18 protein-coding genes and 1 pseudogene are annotated in these 19262 nt (G+C 40.3%); 9 read left to right on the top strand and 10 right to left on the bottom strand.

Going from position 1 to position 19262, the window contains the following annotated elements; genetic code table 11:
- Positions 1-17: 17 nt before the first annotated feature.
- The 5 genes from AC2D3N_RS21355 to AC2D3N_RS21335 form a co-directional block, all read right to left on the bottom strand.
- On the bottom strand, positions 18-968 hold the full coding sequence (locus AC2D3N_RS21355) for an RluA family pseudouridine synthase (RefSeq protein WP_079679931.1): 951 nt from the start codon (positions 966-968) through the stop codon (positions 18-20).
- On the bottom strand, positions 961-2931 hold the full coding sequence (locus AC2D3N_RS21350; protein ID WP_079679930.1) for a TolC family protein: 1971 nt from the start codon (positions 2929-2931) through the stop codon (positions 961-963). The genes AC2D3N_RS21355 and AC2D3N_RS21350 overlap by 8 nt, the downstream gene beginning before the upstream one ends.
- A gap of 42 nt (positions 2932-2973) precedes the next feature.
- Complete coding sequence (locus AC2D3N_RS21345) at positions 2974-4158, bottom strand: ABC transporter permease (protein ID WP_079679929.1); 1185 nt, start codon at positions 4156-4158, stop codon at positions 2974-2976.
- Between the two features lie 23 nt (positions 4159-4181).
- The gene (locus AC2D3N_RS21340) at positions 4182-5369 is read right to left on the bottom strand and encodes an ABC transporter permease (protein ID WP_484692071.1); all 1188 of its coding nucleotides are present in this window, start codon (positions 5367-5369) and stop codon (positions 4182-4184) included.
- Positions 5370-5433: 64 nt separating this feature from the next.
- Positions 5434-6135 carry a uracil-DNA glycosylase gene (locus tag AC2D3N_RS21335; RefSeq protein ID WP_484692070.1) on the bottom strand — a complete coding sequence of 234 codons (702 nt, stop codon included), beginning with the start codon at positions 6133-6135 and terminating at the stop codon, positions 5434-5436.
- Between the two features lie 69 nt (positions 6136-6204).
- On the opposite strand from AC2D3N_RS21335, the gene AC2D3N_RS21330 reads away from it, so the two are divergent.
- Both AC2D3N_RS21330 and AC2D3N_RS21325 read left to right on the top strand, forming a co-directional pair.
- A complete protein-coding gene (locus AC2D3N_RS21330) occupies positions 6205-6945 on the top strand; it encodes a phosphoribosyltransferase (RefSeq protein WP_339394365.1) in 741 nt (246 codons plus the stop codon).
- A 9-nt stretch (positions 6946-6954) separates the two neighbouring features.
- Positions 6955-7248: a hypothetical protein gene (locus AC2D3N_RS21325; RefSeq protein WP_484692069.1), complete on the top strand. Its 294-nt coding sequence runs from the start codon at positions 6955-6957 to the stop codon at positions 7246-7248.
- A 9-nt stretch (positions 7249-7257) separates the two neighbouring features.
- On the opposite strand, the gene AC2D3N_RS21320 is transcribed toward AC2D3N_RS21325, so the two are convergent.
- Complete coding sequence (locus AC2D3N_RS21320; RefSeq protein WP_079679966.1) at positions 7258-7626, bottom strand: VOC family protein; 369 nt, start codon at positions 7624-7626, stop codon at positions 7258-7260.
- A 57-nt stretch (positions 7627-7683) separates the two neighbouring features.
- On the opposite strand from AC2D3N_RS21320, the gene tftA reads away from it, so the two are divergent.
- Positions 7684-9036 carry a hormogonium tapered terminus morphoprotein TftA gene (tftA, locus tag AC2D3N_RS21315; RefSeq protein WP_484692068.1) on the top strand — a complete coding sequence of 451 codons (1353 nt, stop codon included), beginning with the start codon at positions 7684-7686 and terminating at the stop codon, positions 9034-9036.
- A 60-nt stretch (positions 9037-9096) separates the two neighbouring features.
- Here tftA and AC2D3N_RS21310 read toward each other — a convergent pair whose 3' ends face one another.
- A complete protein-coding gene (locus AC2D3N_RS21310; RefSeq protein WP_079679924.1) occupies positions 9097-9873 on the bottom strand; it encodes a hypothetical protein in 777 nt (258 codons plus the stop codon).
- Positions 9874-10118: 245 nt separating this feature from the next.
- Between AC2D3N_RS21310 and cobA the strand changes: the two genes are divergently transcribed.
- From cobA to AC2D3N_RS21285, 5 genes and pseudogenes are all read left to right on the top strand, one after another.
- A complete protein-coding gene (cobA, locus tag AC2D3N_RS21305; protein ID WP_484692067.1) occupies positions 10119-11717 on the top strand; it encodes a uroporphyrinogen-III C-methyltransferase in 1599 nt (532 codons plus the stop codon).
- Between the two features lie 324 nt (positions 11718-12041).
- A pseudogene (locus tag AC2D3N_RS21300) lies at positions 12042-12221 on the top strand (PIN domain-containing protein); the annotation flags it as partial.
- A 237-nt stretch (positions 12222-12458) separates the two neighbouring features.
- Positions 12459-13646: a trypsin-like peptidase domain-containing protein gene (locus tag AC2D3N_RS21295; protein WP_484692066.1), complete on the top strand. Its 1188-nt coding sequence runs from the start codon at positions 12459-12461 to the stop codon at positions 13644-13646.
- A 194-nt stretch (positions 13647-13840) separates the two neighbouring features.
- On the top strand, positions 13841-14023 hold the full coding sequence (locus tag AC2D3N_RS21290) for a hypothetical protein (protein ID WP_079679920.1): 183 nt from the start codon (positions 13841-13843) through the stop codon (positions 14021-14023).
- Positions 14024-14196: 173 nt separating this feature from the next.
- Complete coding sequence (locus tag AC2D3N_RS21285; RefSeq protein WP_079679919.1) at positions 14197-14595, top strand: hypothetical protein; 399 nt, start codon at positions 14197-14199, stop codon at positions 14593-14595.
- 18 nt (positions 14596-14613) lie between these two features.
- Here the strand turns inward: AC2D3N_RS21285 and AC2D3N_RS21280 are convergent, their stop codons facing one another.
- Positions 14614-15429: a DALR anticodon-binding domain-containing protein gene (locus tag AC2D3N_RS21280; RefSeq protein ID WP_484692065.1), complete on the bottom strand. Its 816-nt coding sequence runs from the start codon at positions 15427-15429 to the stop codon at positions 14614-14616.
- A 260-nt stretch (positions 15430-15689) separates the two neighbouring features.
- Between AC2D3N_RS21280 and AC2D3N_RS21275 the strand changes: the two genes are divergently transcribed.
- Complete coding sequence (locus AC2D3N_RS21275; RefSeq protein WP_484693782.1) at positions 15690-16448, top strand: Crp/Fnr family transcriptional regulator; 759 nt, start codon at positions 15690-15692, stop codon at positions 16446-16448.
- A 179-nt stretch (positions 16449-16627) separates the two neighbouring features.
- Here the strand turns inward: AC2D3N_RS21275 and hmpF are convergent, their stop codons facing one another.
- Together hmpF and AC2D3N_RS21265 are read right to left on the bottom strand one after the other, a co-directional pair.
- Positions 16628-18367 (bottom strand): pilus motility taxis protein HmpF, encoded by a 1740-nt coding sequence (gene hmpF / locus AC2D3N_RS21270; protein WP_484692064.1) that lies wholly within the window; start codon positions 18365-18367, stop codon positions 16628-16630.
- A 99-nt stretch (positions 18368-18466) separates the two neighbouring features.
- Positions 18467-19216 carry a PDDEXK family nuclease gene (locus AC2D3N_RS21265; protein ID WP_484692063.1) on the bottom strand — a complete coding sequence of 250 codons (750 nt, stop codon included), beginning with the start codon at positions 19214-19216 and terminating at the stop codon, positions 18467-18469.
- Positions 19217-19262: the final 46 nt, after the last annotated feature.

Here is a 19262-nt window from a genome sequence, read left to right as displayed (position 1 = left end):
AAGGGCTCACTACGGTTTTAACGACGGCGTAAAATTTCTAAAAGGGTTTTTAAGGAATGGGGCATCGGGGCGATCGCTTCAATTATTTCTCCTGAAATCGGATGGTTTAAGGTCAGTTTCCAAGCATGAAGCGCCTGTCCGGGTAAATTCACACCAATCGCTTTTCCGCGACTATATTCCGGGTCGCCCACAATCGGATTTCCCATGAAAGCACTATGCACCCGAATTTGATGGGTGCGCCCGGTTTCTAAGGTAAATAACATTAACGTATAGTTCCCAATTCGTTCTTGTATTTGCCAATGGGTAATCGCTTCCCGACCACTATTTTCTATGGGAACAATTGCCATTTTTTTGCGATCAATCGGATGGCGACCAATGGGTTGATTAATGGTTCCTGATTCGGTTTTAGGAACCCCATAAACCACCCCTAAATATTGCCGACGGGCGGTTTTAGATTTAATTTGAGCTTGTAAACTTTGCAGGGCAAAATCCGTTTTAGCCACCACTATTGCCCCGGTGGTATCCTTATCTAAACGATGCACAATTCCGGGTCTTTGTACCCCGCCAATTCCTGATAAGTGATCACAATGGGCTAATAAACGATTAACGAGGGTATCATTCTGATGTCCTGGTGAGGGATGAACGACTAATCCCGCAGGTTTATTCAGAATTAACAGACAATCATCTTCATATAAAATATCCAGGGGAATATCTACTGCTTCTAAGTCTAAAGGTTCCGGGGGTGGGAGAATAATTTCTAAGCGATCGCCACCTTGCACAGATACTTTTTTAGTGGTACAAACCTGTTGATTAATTTTCACCCATCCAGCACCAATTAAAGTTTGAATCCGCGATCGAGATAGATCAGGAATCTGTTGAGATAACCACACATCTAACCGTCGATGCTGTTTATCCTGGGGTAAATTTTCCTTGTCTACGGTTAACTCAATCAGAGCGGAATCATTCATTATTTTGTTCAGGTTGTTGTTCTAGGATAATCCCCAAGGTATCTAAGGTGATTCCCAAGTTTTTTTCTAAATTGGTCAAGGCATTCAGATACTCTATTTTAGCATTTAATTCGTTATTTTTGGCTGCATCTAAGTCAGTTTGAAACCGGACGAGATCTAAAAGTGTCGCCCCCTCTACACCCAACTTAATTTTCTCTACTTGGTTCAACAGTTGCTGTTGAGCTAACTCTTTTGCCCGTTGATATAATTCAACTTGTTTAAGGTTCAATTCAATATCTTGTAAATTTTTAGTCACCTCAGTATTAACGTTTTGGATAGTTTCTTTTAAATCGTTTTCTGCTTTTAAAACGTTAACTCGACTTCGTTGAAAATCACGCTCTATACTGCGATCGCCCAGAGCTTTACTAAAAGTCAATCCGGCACTTAATTCCGTTCTATTATCAATAATATTTGGTGCAGGATCATGTCTAACCACTGTTTCTAAATCAATATTCCAACGGCGGTTATTTTCAGCAACAATCGATAGTGTTTTTGCATTTTCCAAATTCAATTTTGCTTTTAAATAAATGGGTTGATGCTCAAAAATAGACTGTCTAATCCGATCAATATCTAAGGTTGGGGGCTGAATTTCCAAGTTTGCAGATGCCATGATATTAACATCTTCATCAATATCTAATAATTCCAATAAATCCAGTCGTCGTTGCTTTAAATTATTTCGAGAACTTAATAAAGCTATTTCTCGATCAGCAACCTGAGATTCTACCGTAATTAAATCGGCTCTGGGTTTGCGTCCAGCATCAATAAAAACCTGAGTATTTTCGACTTCTTTTTTAGCATTTATTAAAGATTGCAAAGCAATTTTAACTTGTTCTTGAGCTTGTAATACACTACGATAGGATATAATTATTTCGGTGATTTTATTAATCAAAGTAAATTTTAAATCCAGTAAATTAATGGTTTCTGTTATGCGGGCAATTTCAATATCAGCACGGTTAACCCTTTGACCAGCTCCCCTTAATAAAGGTTGTTTAAAAGTTAATTCTAAATTTTGTCTTAAAACATCTCGATCCGAACCTCCTGAACCTTGATAATTTTGTTGTTGTCGCTGTCCAACCCAACCCATATTCAACTCTCCCCCCGTGGGAATTTTAATTACTAATCCTGCTGACAACCTTAAACCATTGCTCATCACGGTTGAATTTCTTTGACTAATATCACTCCAGTTAATTGATAAACTCGGAGTAAAATTCGGATTAAATTTATCCTCAGCCACGATTAAATCCTGACGTTGGACAATGCGTTCTAAATATTGATTTTTAATCGTCCGGTTATTTTCTAAACCCAAAATAATCACATCATTTAAGGTCAATTCAACGCCATCAGTTTCAGTAACAACCGGAACCAGGGGGGAAGGTTGAACCTCTGGAGGTTGTTGAGTTATCCTCTGATATTGGGGACGATTAGCGGTTAAATTTAGAGAGGTCATACTATTTTCTATCATTTCCCTAGGATTTGGTTCCTCTGGCTCAACTTTAAACGAATAATTATCTATATTGAAAGATTCAGGATCAGGAGTTAAATATATATTTTGTTCCAAATTCTTTGATTCAATAACTGAATTATTATTCGGGTTGATATTTTCTAAAATTCCAAAAATATCGTTAGATTTGATAGAAGGTGGAGCCATTAAATTTCCTGTGGTAAAATTAATCGGAGCAGGGGGAGGAACAGGATTAAAATTAGTTGGAGGTTGCACCAAAGGAATTAGAGGAGAGAATAATTCTAACTTTGTAGAGGATGAATTATTAATCGGTTGAGAGGGAAGGGCCATAAAAATTATCCCACCTACACCGGAGATTAAAGTTATAATAATTCCTAAAGGCAAAAAATTGAACGATTCAGATTCAGTTAAATTTTCCGAGTTAACTGCTGACTCAAACTCGAAATTATGCTGTTCTTCCATAACCCTTAATCCCTGATTTTGTGTTCAATTGTTAATTCTTACCTATTCTCCTTTTAAGGCTTTTACGGGGTCAAGTTGACTGGCGCGTAAAGCAGGGAAAAATCCGGCTCCTACCCCGACTAATATAGCTGAACTCAGAGCCAGTATAGCCGTTCTATTTTCAAATTCATAGGGTAACTTAAATTGTTTAGCTACAACAACTGTTGCACCATGAACGGTGACAATAGCAATAGTTCCCCCAACAAAACTTAAAATAGCGGCTTCTAAAATAAATTGCAACAAAATATCTAATTGAGTCGCACCCACCGCCCGTCTTAATCCAATTTCTGGGGTACGTTCTATCACCGAAGCAATAGTAATATTGGCAATACCAACTCCTCCTACAATTAAAGAAATTGCACCTACAACTAATAACGCTTTAGAAACAGAATCTAGGGTTTTTTGCTGTTCTAAAATTCTCCTAACCGTGTTAGCAACATAAAATTTTTCTCCGGTAAACCGTTGTTCTAATATTTTTTTAGATTGTTTACCCATAGGCTCTAAATCTTCAATTTTATAGGGGCGTAACCACAAATTATTGATGTTTTTTACCCCTGTAATTGCACTATAAATTGCCATGGGAAGATAAACTTCACCTTTTGGTTCTTCCTGTTGAGTTTCTTGACTTTCAATAATTCCAATCACAATATAAGGCCTGAAATCAAGATAAACAGTTTTTCCTATTGGCTTGATTTCCTCAAATAGTTTATCCCTTAAAACTTTGTCAATAATAATGACAGGTTGATAGGTTTCAAAATCATTGGTGGTAAAAGAACGTCCAGCAATTAATTTACGTCCTGATGTATTTAAAAAATCGATAGTTGTAGCTCTAACAGAAGGACTAGCGTCTTGATTCTGGAAAACAATCTGCGAGGAATCCATCCAACTCATACCACTAATGGATTTCAACCCTTTTAACTGTTTTTTTAAAGCAGTAAGGTCATCTAAACTCAGTTTGGCGGAAGTTTTTGTGATTGGGTTCCACATTGGAAATATGAGAATTCGCGGAGCATCTCGTTCAGCTAATTGTTGCTCAATCACCGCAGTGCTAATATTTTTAACTTGCAAGGTTGCACTCACCGCAGCTACCCCCATAAATACCCCAATTCCTGATAGAAAAGAACGGACTGGACTCCCTAACAAGGAACTACAACTTAATTTAATTAAACTTAGACCAGAAAGACTCATAATGCGGTGTTTCTAATAGTTTTTTATTCTCCTCTTAACGCTTTTACCGGGTCAAGTTGACTGGCGCGTAAAGCGGGGAAAAATCCGGCTCCTACCCCAACTAATATCGCGGAACTTAGAGCCAGTGCTGCCGTTTTCTGTTCAAATTCATAGGGCAACTTAAATTGTTTAGCCACAACAACTGTCGCGCCATGAACCGTAATAATCGCAATAGTTCCTCCCACAAAACTCAAAATAGCTGCTTCTAAAATAAACTGTAACATAATATCTAATTGGGTCGCACCCACCGCCCGCCTCAGTCCAATTTCTGGGGTACGTTCTATTACCGAGGCGATGGTAATATTAGCAATTCCAACTCCACCCACAATTAAAGAAATTGCACCGACTACTAATAACGCTTTAGAAACAGAATCTAGGGTTTTTTGCCGTTCTAAAATGTCTTCAGCCGTCTTTGAAAAATCAAATTCATAGCCGATAAACCTTTTTTCTAATATTTTTTTAGCCTGTTTACCCATCGGGTCTAAATTTTCAATTTTAGAGGGACGTAAGAGCAAACTATCAATGCTTTTTTGTCCTGTAACTGCACTATAAATAGCCATGGGAAGATAAACAACACCTGTGGGTTCTTGCCCATTCCATAGCGGTTTAGTCACAACAATTCCAACCACAACATAGGGCCTAAAATTAATATAAATAGTTTTTCCTAAAGGATCTATACTTCCAAAGAGTTTATCGGCTAAAAATTGATCAATAATGACTACGGGTTGATAGGTTTCAAAGTCACTGGAATTAAAAGATCTTCCAGCAATTAATTTACGTCCTAATGTGTTTAAAAAATCTATAGTTGTAGCGAAAGAAAAAGGATTAGCTTGCTGATTTTCAAAAGAAACTGATAGGGAACCTATCCAATTATTGGCACTGATAGATTTTAACCCTTTCAACTGTTTTTGCAAAACTGTCAGATCTTCTAAACCGACTTTTGCCTGATCTTTTGTAATCGGGCTCCAGGGTGTATATATTTCGATTTGTGGTGCATCTCGTTCATCTAATTGTTGCTTAATCACCGCCGTGCTAATATTTTTAACCTGCAAGGTTGCACTCACCGCGGCTACCCCCATAAATACCCCGATTCCCGATAGAAAAGAACGAACGGGATTACCTAATAAGGAACTGCAACTTAACCGAATTAAACTTAGAATAGAAAGACCCATGATGTTGTTTATCCAACTGCTAAATCAACGATCTAATAGAGGCGTAAACGCCTCACTACGATTATTACCCATTGATTAATTCATTCAATTTATGATTAACTTCCTGAATATCTTGCCACATTAACCATTTCGGAGATCCGGGTTCCTTAGCAGGATTTCTTAATAAATAAGCGGGGTGAAAAATGGGCATACATAATCGCCCTTCCCACTCCATCCATTGCCCCCTGATTTTAGTGATACCCCGTTTATCTCCTAACAAGGATTTAACCGCCGTTGCTCCAGTTAATAAAATAATTTTAGGATTAACTAAACGAATTTGTTCTAATAAATACGGTTTACAGGCTTCGATTTCTGCTGGGGTTGGGGTGCGATTATTGGGCGGACGACAGCGAATGGCATTAGAAATATAAACCTCTTTTTCTGTACTCAAACCCACGGATTCCAAAATTTTTTCTAATAGTTGTCCCGACCGACCGACAAAGGGCAAACCCTGTTCATCTTCATTTTGCCCGGGTGCTTCTCCAATAATCATAATTGGCGCTTGAATATTGCCTCGACCAATGACCGCATGGGTACGATTTTGTCCTAATTCACATCGATAACAATGATTACAATGGTTAGCAATTTCTTCTAAGGTTTGATAAGTTCCTACAGGAATCGCAATTTTGGCATCAGTCGGAATTAAATCTCGATTCAAATTTGTTGACGGAGCAGCAGGTTCAGTATTTTTAAAATCAAATAAACTCAATTGTTCGTGATCAGACATAATTAAAGGGAGTAGGATTTAGAGTATTGACGATTAACCGATACCCAATTTACAACTATTTTCCATCCCGTGGGAATTTCTCAAGTTGCAACTCTCAACGGCAACAGTCATCATAGAGATGATGCGATGGTCGGGGGCAAGCAGATCATGTTATTCACACCAATATTTAAAGATCGGACTCAAGCGGGTGAGGAACTGGCAAAAGAAATTTTGTTACAGATGAGTTTAGAACATCCGAGTCGGGACATAAGAATTGTTGTCTATGCCTTACCCCGTGGGGGTGTACCCGTGGCTGTGCCTATTGCTCAAGGGTTGCACGCTCCTTTGAGTGTGATTGTGGCCAAAAAAATCACCTTTCCCGATAACCCCGAATTGGCCTTGGGTGCGGTCACCTCCGATGGCCATGTGTTATGGTCGAAACGCAAACCCCTGGATCTGGAGCTTCAACAGAGGATGTTGGAACAGGCTCAGACCAAAGCCCAGCAGGGGTGGGAACGGCTTTCTCCGGCCTGTCCTGAGATTAACCCCCATGGAGCTTTAGCCCTGATTGTCGATGATGGTATTGCCACGGGAATGACCATGGCCGTGGCGGCAAAGGCATTGAAAGCTCATCACCCCCTGGCAATTTGGATTTGTGTTCCCGTGGCGCCACTAGAATTAATTCCCTCTATGCAGCTATGGGGCGATCGCGTTATTGTCTTAGAAACTCCCCATCCTTTTTTTAATGTTAGTCGGTTTTATCAACAATTTGAACAGGTAGAGACAGAAACAGCTTTATCCGATTTACAAAAACAAACCTGGCTCAGATAATTATTAATCATGATCAGACGTTGGAATTTTTGGTGGCAAACTTTAGTGTTATCAACCCAATATAACCCCCCTCAATTTATTGAGTTACTAATGTTAATATTAGGGTTTTTTTTACTCCTGATTTGGATGGGAAATCAACAATGGCCCTATTTGGTGCTGTCCATGAGTTATGTCGCGGGATCATCTACTTCGATTTTAGTGAGGGAAGCGATGATTCCTTCCCCTAGTCTACAACTCCCCCAAAAACTGGCAATATTATTGTTAATTCTGAGCCTTTACACCCTCTTGGATTTAATTGGGTGAATAATTCCCCTAAATTTGATATAAAATTAAACGGTTTCCCATCGGATCATAAGCATAAATTTCTCGACCATGGGCAGCCGTGATGATTTCTCCCGGGGGCGGATATCCCAGATTTTTTAAATGGGCGATCGCTTGTTCTAAATCTAGGACTTCTAAACACAAACTCATCCCAGTTTTACCCGTCGGAGAAAATTCAGAAATATCGGTGGCTTTAGGTTGAAAAATTCCTAATTTCAAACTCGGTAACTGAAATTCTGCATAACGATTAGGAATATAATTTAACGGTTGTATTCCCAACAATTGAGCATAAAACTCAACCAAAATTTCCATTTTTGGATCACCGAGGGTGACAAATACCTGATTACAGTGTAAAACCATAAAGGGAATTAAAATATTTAACCTTAATATTAAACTTAAAATTGAGAGCATAAACTAATGACAAGAATTTTTTTATCCGCAGGTCATGGAGGATTTGAAAATGGTGTAAGAGACCCAGGTACAATTGCCGGGGGGACAACCGAAGCCCAAGAAATGATTCGGATTCGGGATTTAGTCATCGGTGAATTGCGCTCTCGGGGTGTACAAGTGATTGCGGTTCCTGATGATTTGAGTCAAACTCAAACCATTGATTGGATTAATACCCATTCCCGCTCTGGAGATAGGGCTTTAGAATTGCAAATGGGAGGCTCCTCAAACCCCCTAATTCGAGGGGCTACAGCCTTTTATATTGCGGGCAATCAATCTCGAAAACAAGACGCGGAATCCCTATTATTATCCCTGCTTCAACAAGTGCCTCAACTCCCCAACCGAGGGACAAAACCGGACACCGAAACTGGCTTAGGAAGTTTAATTTTTTGCCGTTGGATTGCTATTCCTTCCCTCTATCTGGAATTGGGATTTCTAACCAATCCCACTGATCGGGCTTTGATTCAAACTCGACGTCAAGATATGGCGATTGGCATTGCTAATGGACTGACAGATTGGTTAGGAAATAGTTCAACAAATCCTATTCCAACCGTTCCCCCAGGTACACCAGTTTATGGTTCTATTGGGATTAATATTAATGGTCGTCGCTATGGGGAAAATGGAATTTTAGTCAATGGAAATGCTTATATTCCAATTGATATAGTCGATAAATTTGGATTGAATTTATCACAAATTTCTGCTCGGGTAAGAAGAATTAGATATAATAATATTGTTTATATTCGGGCTGTTGATTTCAAGAGTTTTGGAATTTCTGTGGGCTGGGATAATCCCAATCGAAGTGTGGTTTTTCGTTCTAATATTCGTCCCTATAATAGTCAAATGGATCAGATTATGGGCAATGGTTTAACCACAGAAGTTCAACTAATTATGTTTATCAAAACTCAAGATTATCAGATGCTTAATACCGTGCCTGAAATTGCTAAATTTTATCGAGAAGAAGCGGCTATAGAAGGTGTGAATCATGATATTGCGTTCTCTCAAATGTGTTTGGAAACTAACTTTCTACAATTTGGCGGCACTCTCAAACCCGAACAAAATAATTTTGGAGGTTTAGGAAGTTTGGGTGGATCTGCCGAAAGTGCTTCTTTCCAGACAATTCAAATCGGAGTTAGAGCCCATATTCAACATCTAAAAGCTTATGCAAGTTATGAACCTTTAGTCCAAGATATTGTTGATCCTCGCTTTGAATTTGTTACCCGAGGAATTGCTCCTTTTGTTCAGCAATTAAGCGGGAGATGGTCAGATGATTCCACCTACGGCGATCAAATTTTAGCCTTGCTAAGAAGACTGTATGAAATTTAAGGAAATACAAAGACACAAAAAAAGGAGAAGGTTGATTATTTTCCTTTCTCCCCTCAATCTTTAGGCTTCTTTTACAAATCGAATAATTTCTCTAACATGATTAAGGAATTGTCCATCGGTGGTTAATTGAGCGATCGCATTTTTAGCCTCTTTTTCTAAACGCTCATGTTCGGATAAATTAGTGGATTTTAAGGATTCTAAATTCGCCGTTAATCGGGTGAAATCTTGACGAGTTGCTTGCCATCTTTGTTCCTGTTGAGAAGCCCAAGAATCCGCATATTTAAGATTCAATTGGCTTTGTAATTCTTTCAAGGTTAATTCTACAGTTTCAAAGCGATTTCGCAGTTCTACCACGTCCTCGCGGGGATAGGAAATTTGACGGCGAACCATGGATAATCGGATTGATAAATATTGGTAAGCCCGCACCGATGGCCGTAAAATAGTTAATAATAAAGCCGCCCCCGCACCCAAATAACCTACCAGACTAATTCCCGACCAAGCTAACCCATAAAGTCCTAAAGTAGATATTAAGTGTAAACCCAAAGCCACCCCCAGGGAACGTCGGGCTAACTGGGTGACATATTCCACTTGTTTCGGTTCAACGGGAATCCCTTTTTTTTTCGATTCCTCGGCTTCGGCTAAAACTTCTTTAGCTTCAAAATGAATATTCCAAGGAACGGTTACAATTAATAATAACCACCAAAAAATGGCACAGGCAATCACCCAATCTAAAAAGGTTCCCGCCGAAATTTGCAACCATTGTAACACACTAAACAAAATTAACAAAAGGATGGTTAATCCCAAACCAAAAAAACCATAATTAAACTGAACTCTCATGATGATTAATCCTAATTAATGATATGGCAATCCGTATAGGATTTGTGATAAAAACCCGCAGGGTTTGGAAGACCCAACCCTATTTGCGCTTTCTATTTAAAAGTCGGATTTCCCTGTTCTCTTTTAATCCCGATTATGGATAAAAATATTCAGATCGCGATCGCCCCTGTGACACTTCTTAAAGTTTCACACCCTGAAATTAGGATAAAATTAGATTTGAACCCAAATTTTTATGAAATTTATCAATGATTAACCCAACTGGAAAAGTTTATTTAATGGGGGCTGGGCTAGGGGAAATTGCCTATCTTACCCTACAAGCACAACAATTACTTTCCCAAGCAGAAGTCATAATTTATGATGCTTTAGTCGATGATTCTATTTTAACTTTAGTTCCGACAAATTGTTTGAAATTGGAAGTCGGAAAACGAGGTGGGAAACCCAGCACTCTCCAAACTGAAATCAATCAATTATTAGTTCAATATTGTCAATTAGGAAAACAAGTAATTCGTTTAAAAGGAGGTGATCCTTTTATTTTTGGACGAACAACATCGGAAATTCAAGCCTTAATTGAATCGGAATGTAAATTTGAAGTAATCCCCGGACTTTCTTCGGCTTTGGCGGCTCCAACCCTCGCCCATATTCCCCTAACTGACCAGGTAATGAGTCGTTGTTTTGCCGTCCTAACTGCCCATGATTTAGAAGCCTTAGATTGGCAAATTGTTTCTCAGATAGAAACCCTAGTTATTCTAATGGGAGGACGGAATTTAGCTGAAATTGTTCATCAACTCTTACGCCATGAACGACTCCCTCAAACCCCAATTGCTATTATTCAATCCGGCGGTTGTCCACAACAAAAAGTTTGGGTTGGCAGATTAAATGATATTGTAGAAATAACAGCCAATCAATCCCTATCTCCCTGTGTGATTGTGGTGGGTGAAGTCGTCCGTTTACGCGATTTTATCAACCCGGATCAATACCCTTGGCAACGGGAAAAACTGCCTCAAAATTCTATTTTAAATTCGGCTACTATGAACCAACCCCTATTTGGTAAAACTATATTAGTAACTCGTTCCGTCGAACAATCCAGTCTCCAAAGTGACTTATTAAAAGCTCAAGGAGCAATTGTTATTGAAATGCCCGCTTTAGTGATTACCCCTCCGTCGAGTTGGGAGAGTTTAGATCAAGCGATTGAACAATTAGAAAATAGTTTTGATTGGTTAATTTTGACATCTTCTAATGGAGTAGAATACTTTTTTAATCGATTAATTGTCTTGGGGAAAGATACCCGCAGTTTAGGTCAAACTAAAATCGCCGTAGTCGGTAAAAAAACCGCCGCTAGTTTACAAGAACGTTATTTAAAACCTGATTTTATTCCGCCGGATTTTATTGCGGATTCCCTAGTTGAATATTTCCCCGATTCCCTAGAAGGAAAAAGAATTTTATTCCCCCGAGTTGAAACCGGAGGACGGGAAATTTTAGTACAGGAATTAACTGCAAAAGGAGCAATCATCACAGAAGTTGCTGCCTATGAATCCGGTTGTCCTGAGAGGATTTCGCCTGAAGTTTTAGAGGCATTACAAACTCAAAAAATTGATGTGATTACTTTTGCCAGTTCCAAAACCGTTAAGAATTTCTGTCAACTGATTCAAGCCCTACCGGAACAAGCTTTAACCCCGGATTATTTAGATACAATTTGTATTGCTTCGATTGGCCCCCAAACCTCTAAAAGCTGCATGAATCTGTTGGGACGGGTAGACATCGAAGCGCGAGAATATACCCTAGAAGGATTAACTCAAGCAATTATTAATCACTTGTCCCTATTTCAATTAAAATTGACTGATTAGTCGTTAATTCCTGTTGAGTAATTCCACTTTTGAGACAAATTAGGATAAAATAGTTTTCAGAAGTTTGGAGAATGATAGATCTATTAGAGAATAGCTACTGATATGAAATATCTCAATATACAGGAAATTGATCTCTCCCTAAATACGATTGTTGACGAGGTGACGACAAACCAATCTGAAGTTGTATGGTTTACCCATTGTTAGAATTGTCCCCTGTCAAACTACACCGATAACAAAACATTATCCACTTAGGGGAAAACCAATTACTATTGCCAGTGATTTTGATGAACCTATGCCTGAGATCAGTTAGCACAAACTCATTCGGGGGTTGTGATCGAACCTTTATCACCCATAGATGCCATAGCGAGTACACAACTACCAGAGGTTTTTCACAAAGATCCAGCCGATAGAATTTTAGTAGCGATCGCACGACGCTATGAAATTTCCCTTGTCACCTGCGATGCTAAGATTCTTAATTATCCATTTGTCAAAACAATTTGGTAAGTATTTTTTGATTTAGGAATTTTGAGCAAGTGGGTGATTCTCCTTTGAGGTAATCTTTTCCCGACTTGCAAGCTCGTCTAATTGGGATTAACTTAAGATAGAAGTCAAAAAAATGATGAACAAAATCCAGTGAATTTGCGTCTATTGATCAAATTGTCCTCTGATGAATTTTGTCCCAGTTTTTAACGGGTAACGGGTAATGGCAAATCAAGGGAATTTATATCTAGGAGTTAAATTATGGGTTTAGGGTCGTTTTCATCTGATTCCCTTCTTTATCTGCTAACGGGAACAGCAACGGTTGTCACACTGGTTGTCAGTCAGTCTGCAATTGTCCTGGCAAAAACGGCGCAACAGGTGGCAGAAATCGCCGAACCCATTACCGTGCAAATTAACAGTCCGTTAGGGGATGGGTCTGGGGTCATTATTGCTAAAAATAACAGGGTTTATACGGTTTTGACGGTGAATCATGTTGTAGAAGATCCAAATGTTAAATATAGTGTGCGAACCTCCGATGGAAATAGTCATCCGCAGATAAAAATTGTTCGGCTACAAAATGATGATAAAGAACCGGATTTAGCTATTATTCAATTTGAAAGTTCTCAAAACTACCCAATTGCCACATTAGGTAATTCTGAACAGGCGGTTATTGGTGCTCAGATTTATGTTTATGGATATCCGGCAACCGGGGGATTAACTGGAGTGGAAAGGGAACCGGAATTATCCCCGGGATTAGTTACCAGTCGCCCAAAAAATCGTCCAGAAGGCTATAATTTACGCTATCAAGCGGTGACTTGGAGTGGCATGAGTGGGGGGCCGGTTTTCGATTCTGAAGGCCGGGTAGTGGGGTTACATGGCCAGGGGGAATTTGGCTTTGCCCAAACCAGTTCTGGTGATGTAGCTCCGATTAAAACGGGATTCAATGCGGCTATTCCCATTAATTTATTTATCGCAAAACTATTAGAAACAGGCTTAAAATCATCGGATTTAGTCATTGATGAAAAACTACCGGAAGCTAACCCAGTTTCCTTGGATTTTCCCCGAACCTATCAGGCGTTTTATTTTCAAGGTTTAACTTTATTAGATCAAGGTGAAACCTGGGATGCGATTTATGCTTTCAATCATGCGATTGAATTAAATCCTAACACTCCTGAAGCCTATTTTAATCGGGGAATTGCCCGGACTCTTTTAGCCACTAATATTGGTGAACCCACTCGTGGCCTTAATCCAATTGAGGATTATACCGAAGCCATTCGTTTAAATCCTGGTTTTGCGGATGCCTATTATAATCGAGCTTTGGCTTATCTGAAATTGAAGAATAAAATTAACGCGAGATCGGATTTTCAAAAAGCAGCTGAACTTTATGATAAATTAGGTCGAAAAGCTGCCTATCAAGAGGTGTTAGATCGTCTCAAAGAACTTGAATAGGCTACTTTATTTTTGGGGTTCTATATTCAATTTGATCATCTCCATAGGGTATAATAAATTTATAACCCAGAGTAGGAGGAGTTCTCCTTCCCGACCCAGGGTTTTTCTAACTTAAATCCTCTGTTATCTAATATTGGAATAGTTGACGGTGGGATGTTAAATTAATAACTGATTTACTGAGAGAGGAAAAAAACATGGATGCCAATACTATTAGAGAAAGAGTTGCTTTAATTGAAGGTAAACGAGAATCCCTCGTTAAGCTATTGGAAAAACCCAATTTAGGAACTCTTAGAATAGACGTTAATCAAGCCTTAGAAGAAATTGACGAATTAATCGAAGAATTTAAGCGGACTTTTCCGAATTCCGATCATAATTAACGGTCAATTATTTTCTATGGGGAATGGGGAATGGGCAATAGGCAATAAAATACTTTCCTATTGACCATTACCTCGTCCCTATTCACCTTAAATGGGTGTTTTTATCCTAGAGTAAATTCCCCTAAATTTCTCCAAACTTGACCGACCGTTCTTTGTTAAAATCCTGAATATTCATGAGCTTAAATAATACAAAAATAGAAACAACTGTTTCTTCAGAATGGGCCGAACAACTCCATCAATTATCCCTGGAAACCGGACATTCCTTAGAAGAATTAGTTCAAGAAGCCATTGGTCAGTATTTAGATAAAACCCGAGTTTTTTTGAGTAGTCAGTCTGTCGATTTGGAATATTTTAATCTCCAAAAAGAATTATTAGATTTACAGGGAAAAGTTGAATCTTTAAAACCATTATTAAATAAAGTTGCCAAGTTAGAAGCTAAAATAGTCGCTCTGGAAAAAATAGTTATCCCGGAACTTTCGCTTTCCCCTAGTTCTACTTTTTCCCAACTGTTAACCGATGACAATGATCAGGATGAGCCGGATGAAGTTCTGACGGATTTTTTAGTGGATTAGTTAGCCCTAAAGGGCTGACTACAGGTCTAGGGGAGGCATTATTCCTAGTTTTTCTTCTAATAAAATTTTGAGGAGAAATTGGGTAATCAAAACCAAACCTAGTCTGGCTTGAGCTAACTCAGGTTGGCTTTGTTTGACTTCTCCCCAAATTTGACAATAACGATAAAATTGTTGAAAATGTTGGCTAAATTGTTCGGCAATTTTTTGCCAATTTTGAGGACTATCAGAACAGAATAGAAGATCGACCAGATTCACCGATTGGGTCAATAATTGATATTCATAACTTTGGGTAAAGTGTAGTTTTCCTTGGGGATTTAACCAGGGAATCGGCGGAGAATTGGGATTAATTTTCAAGGGTAATGTAGCAATTAAATTAGATGATTCTAGGGTAATTAACTGATCGCGATCGCCTAAACGCAATAAGGAACAACAGCGAGCATGACTATATTGAATCCCAAATAGATCGGGCAGAATTTGCCGCTCCTGAATCGGAGTGGGTGTCCAGGGATGGCGGATCATTTGTTCTAACCAAGCGGCAATTCCGAGATCGGTGAACTCAAACTGCAATAGTCCCGAGGGTAATACCCGAATCGTGACATCCGGTAATTTACCCAAGTTGAGGGTTTGGAACTTCAGACCGATGGACGTGGCCAGATCCAAAGGGGATTGATGCAAACGGGAGGCTAATTTCAGGGCGATCGCCGATCCATAGATTACCCTGGTATTATTTTTAATCCAATTTACGAGAATTTCCTGAGAGTCCGCCGTATCAATTCCTAAAGAATCTAAAGTTCGTCTCAGTTGTACCCTTAACCTACCTGCTAGAGTTAGCATGAGTGATCAAACGACCTTGGCAAGTTGCTCAAATCTGATATTACCAGCACACCCGGTCAAAGCACGATCCCAATTTTTTGAAATTTATTTTTGAAAAGAATTGATTATTGATTCCCAAAGGGATGTGTTTTTTGCTACATTGGTTAAAATATCTTAAACCCGTTTACCTCAAGCATCAAATACACCGTTTACCCCTAGGTGTCTTAACCGCCCTCTCGCCTTTGATTTTGATTGAAAATTTCTAATTACCCGATCTAATGATGCAGTCTTCCCCGATTCCAACCGATTCTAACCGACCGTTTTTAACCTGGCAACGGATTACCGACTGGGCTCAGGAACATTACCGTTGTCGTAGTTTCACTAAAGATGAACGGATTCCAGCCCGTCCTGGGTTACTGTATTTAGTGCAACGAGGGGCTGTCCGGTTAGTGGGTAGCGCTGAACTCCAATATGCCGAGAGCAGACCCAAATCCAGACCGCGTAATCGCAATTTAGACGAAGCCTTTTTGGGTTTTGTGGGGGCGGGTCAGCCCTTTGAATTGATTGCCCAGTCTCCTTTTAGCTTGCAAGCCTATAGTCACGCCGATGATACAACGGTTTTATGGATGTATTGGCATGACTTGGATAACTGGCCCCATTTTCGTCGGGAAGTCCTTGATGCCTTTCGTTACCAGCATCAACGGAAATTACTGTGGTTAAGTACATTGGGTCAACGACGTACCATTGACCGACTTCTGGGATTTTTAACCTTACTGATTGAAGAATACGGCGAGTATTATACCAGTGGTGATGGGGAGGATGGGTTTAAGGGTTATCGTCTCCCTTGGTCATTAACTCACTCTCAAATTGGTAGTGCGATCGGGACTACACGGGTTACGGTAACCCGGCTGATGGGAAAACTCCGTCAACAAAACCTGATTTATACTCAAGATGATAACTTCATTTGTATCCCCGTTGACCCGGAAACCGACAATCAAACCCCAGATTTAACAGCAGAATCAGGCTTTGAGGAAGAATAATAATCAGTCATCAGTCATCAGTTAACAGTTAACAGTTAACAGTTAGCAGTTAGCAGTTAGCAGTTAGTAGTTAGTAGTTAACAGTTAGTAGTTAGTAGTTAACAGTTAGTAGCCCACCACTATTAACGATGAACTTTTTACTAATAACTGATAACTCTCACACTGATAACTGATTACTGTTAACTGATCACTGATAAAACTTGCCGTAATTGTTCCGTTGTCCGGGTTTGATTTTGGGAAATTTCGACCAACTGATTCAATTCAGTTGTGGTTTGTTCTAACTGTTGGCGAACTTGATTCCAGGAGTCTTGAACTGGTTGTAACATTTCCTGATATAAACTAATCCGGCCCCAAAGTTCGGCTACCATCCGTTGCTGTTCGATCCAACTTTGTTCCGCCGCTTCTAACTGTTGGCGGGTTTGTTCGGTGGTGTTGGTGCGACTATTGAGATCGGCTTGCCGTTGTTCAAAGCTCGAACTCAGTTGCTGAATTTCGGTTTCCAAGGTTTGGAGTTGCTGTTTTTGTTCCTGTTGTTGGGTTTCTAAACTGGCAATCACCGATTTAAAATCAACAGCCCCTCCAGGGGTTACGGGGGTTAGACCCTGGCGACGGAGTAAAACCGCTTGATATTGGGTTTTATGTTCCTCCCGTTCTTTGAGGGTACGACGCTGACCCACTAAGGTTTCATTCAGCATTTGATAGGCGTCTTGTTCATCGGCTAATTCCGTTTGTAAATTTTCCCGTTCGGAATCACTAATGGTTTTGAGTTTTTCCTGAATTGCCTGAATATCTTCGAGTTTGTATTTGAGTTCCTCCTCCTGTTCTCCCACCATCCGAAACCAGCGATCCCACTCTTTTTCGAGTTGTTTAACTTCGGTTTCTAATTGTTCCAAGGACATCGCTTCTAAGGCTTGGACATCTACCTTGACACTGACAGCCACCGGATCACTTTCCGATTGACGAGAGGCTAAATCCTGTAACTGTTCTAATAGGGTTTGACGGTTTTGGATCAGGGTTTTTAAGATTTGGGCATAGTCCTGTTTTGTTTGAAGTAACTGTTGCTCACCGACTAACTCCGCCCGGTTTTGGATTAAAGTATCCTGGGCCTGTTGCCATTGCTGCCATTGCTGTTCAATCTCTGTGGTCTTACTGTCTACGGTTTGTTGAAGTTGTTCTGCTTCGGAACGCTGTCCCCGTAACAGTTGGTGATGTTGTTCGAGTTCATTCAGAGCACTGGCTACCTGTTCCCGGGAGCGTTCGAGTTGTGTTTGTAGGGGTGAAATCGAAATGGGGTTAGATAGTTGATTGAGTAAATTTCCCAGGAGTTCTGACTGTTCCGCAGTGAGGGAAGGAGACGACTGCAAGGCGACCTGTTGTTCTTCAAGGTGTTGTCGTTGCTGTTGTAATGCGGCCCTAGTGCTTTCAATATCTTGACGGGCTTGATCAATTTCAGAACGTAGACGGTTACTTTCATCCTTAGAGCGATCGATTTCTTGACGCTGCTGTTCGAGTCGCTCTAATTCTCCCTCCAGTTGTTCCATTTGTTCCCGTCGGGCTTCCATTTCCATTTCCCGACGATTCAATTCTTGACTTTGGTAAGTCAAGGACTCTTTCCACTGTTCGATTTCTTCCTGTTGGGTTTTGAATTTTTCTTGCAACCGAGAAAAATCTTGGAGAATTCCCACCAGTTGGCGCGCAGCTTCTTGAATGCGCTGTACCTGTTTACCCGTATTCAGATCGACTAAAACTAAAGTTCCATCCTTGAAGTTATTCGCATCTTCAGCCAGGACGACCTCATCCCCAGATACGGCACTCCAATTGTTTTCACCTCGCTGACAAGCCAATAGCTTGAGTTCTGTCCTCCCGCCACCCAGACCAAATTTGTTACTCTGCTTTTGTACTTCCGCTAAATAGAGCATCGGCCCTTTATCCTCTTGAGGTGTTCAAGCATGATTTTGATTTACCTGTCTTAATCATAAAACCTTCTGGGAGTAGCAGTTAACAGTTTATGCTTTGCCCTATTCTACAGGCTCAATTCCAGCAGCGCGCAGTTGAGCTTTTAATCTTTCGGCCCGTTGATATTCCTGTTCGGCCCGTTGCCGTTCCTGTTCGGCCCGTTGCCGTTCCTGTTCAACCTTTTCTGCACCCCACCATAGCAAATTCCCCTGTTCATCCCACCAGCGCAACCAATGGCCCTGACGGTTTTCGCGAGTTCCTTGCCAGACTCCCAGAAAAAGCTGCATTTCCGGTATCCAAAACCAGCCCTGCTCATTCACCGATTCCAGTTTATACCTTTGGGTATCACCAAAACCGTACAATTCTAAGCTCCCTGAGTGGGGTTCAAAAATCCCGTAATTCGGGACTTGCAAAATCTGTTCATAGAAAAAGAATTTCCCGGGGGGATAGGTTTCTTTCACGGAATATTCTCCGCCATCGGTATCGGATAAAAACTCTAAGACCAAGGCTGGAATTTCCCCCTGGAGTTGGGGGGTATAACTGCGAACCACCTCCCCTCGACTCACGGAAATCTGGGGAATGTAGGCCCAGTCGGGGGCTTTAACGGCGATTTTGCCATTGATAGTCGCACAAATGCCGTAGTTCGTCGGGGTGAGGGCCGTTTCTGGCAGTTTTCCGGCCAGTTGCAAACTTTCGGTGAGGGCGGCGGCGAGGGCGGGTTGATTGATATTATCCACAGGGTCATTGGGTAGCACAAAATCATCTGGCAACTTTTCCCAAGTAATTGTGTAGGTGGGGGAGGTGGCTAACATGATCATGCGGGTAAGAGGAATTGATTTATAGGATTATATCAATTAT

It is taken from the genome of Planktothrix sp. PLAVEN19ND, assembly GCF_057220675.1.
This window is presented reverse-complemented; position numbering and strand designations above follow the sequence as displayed.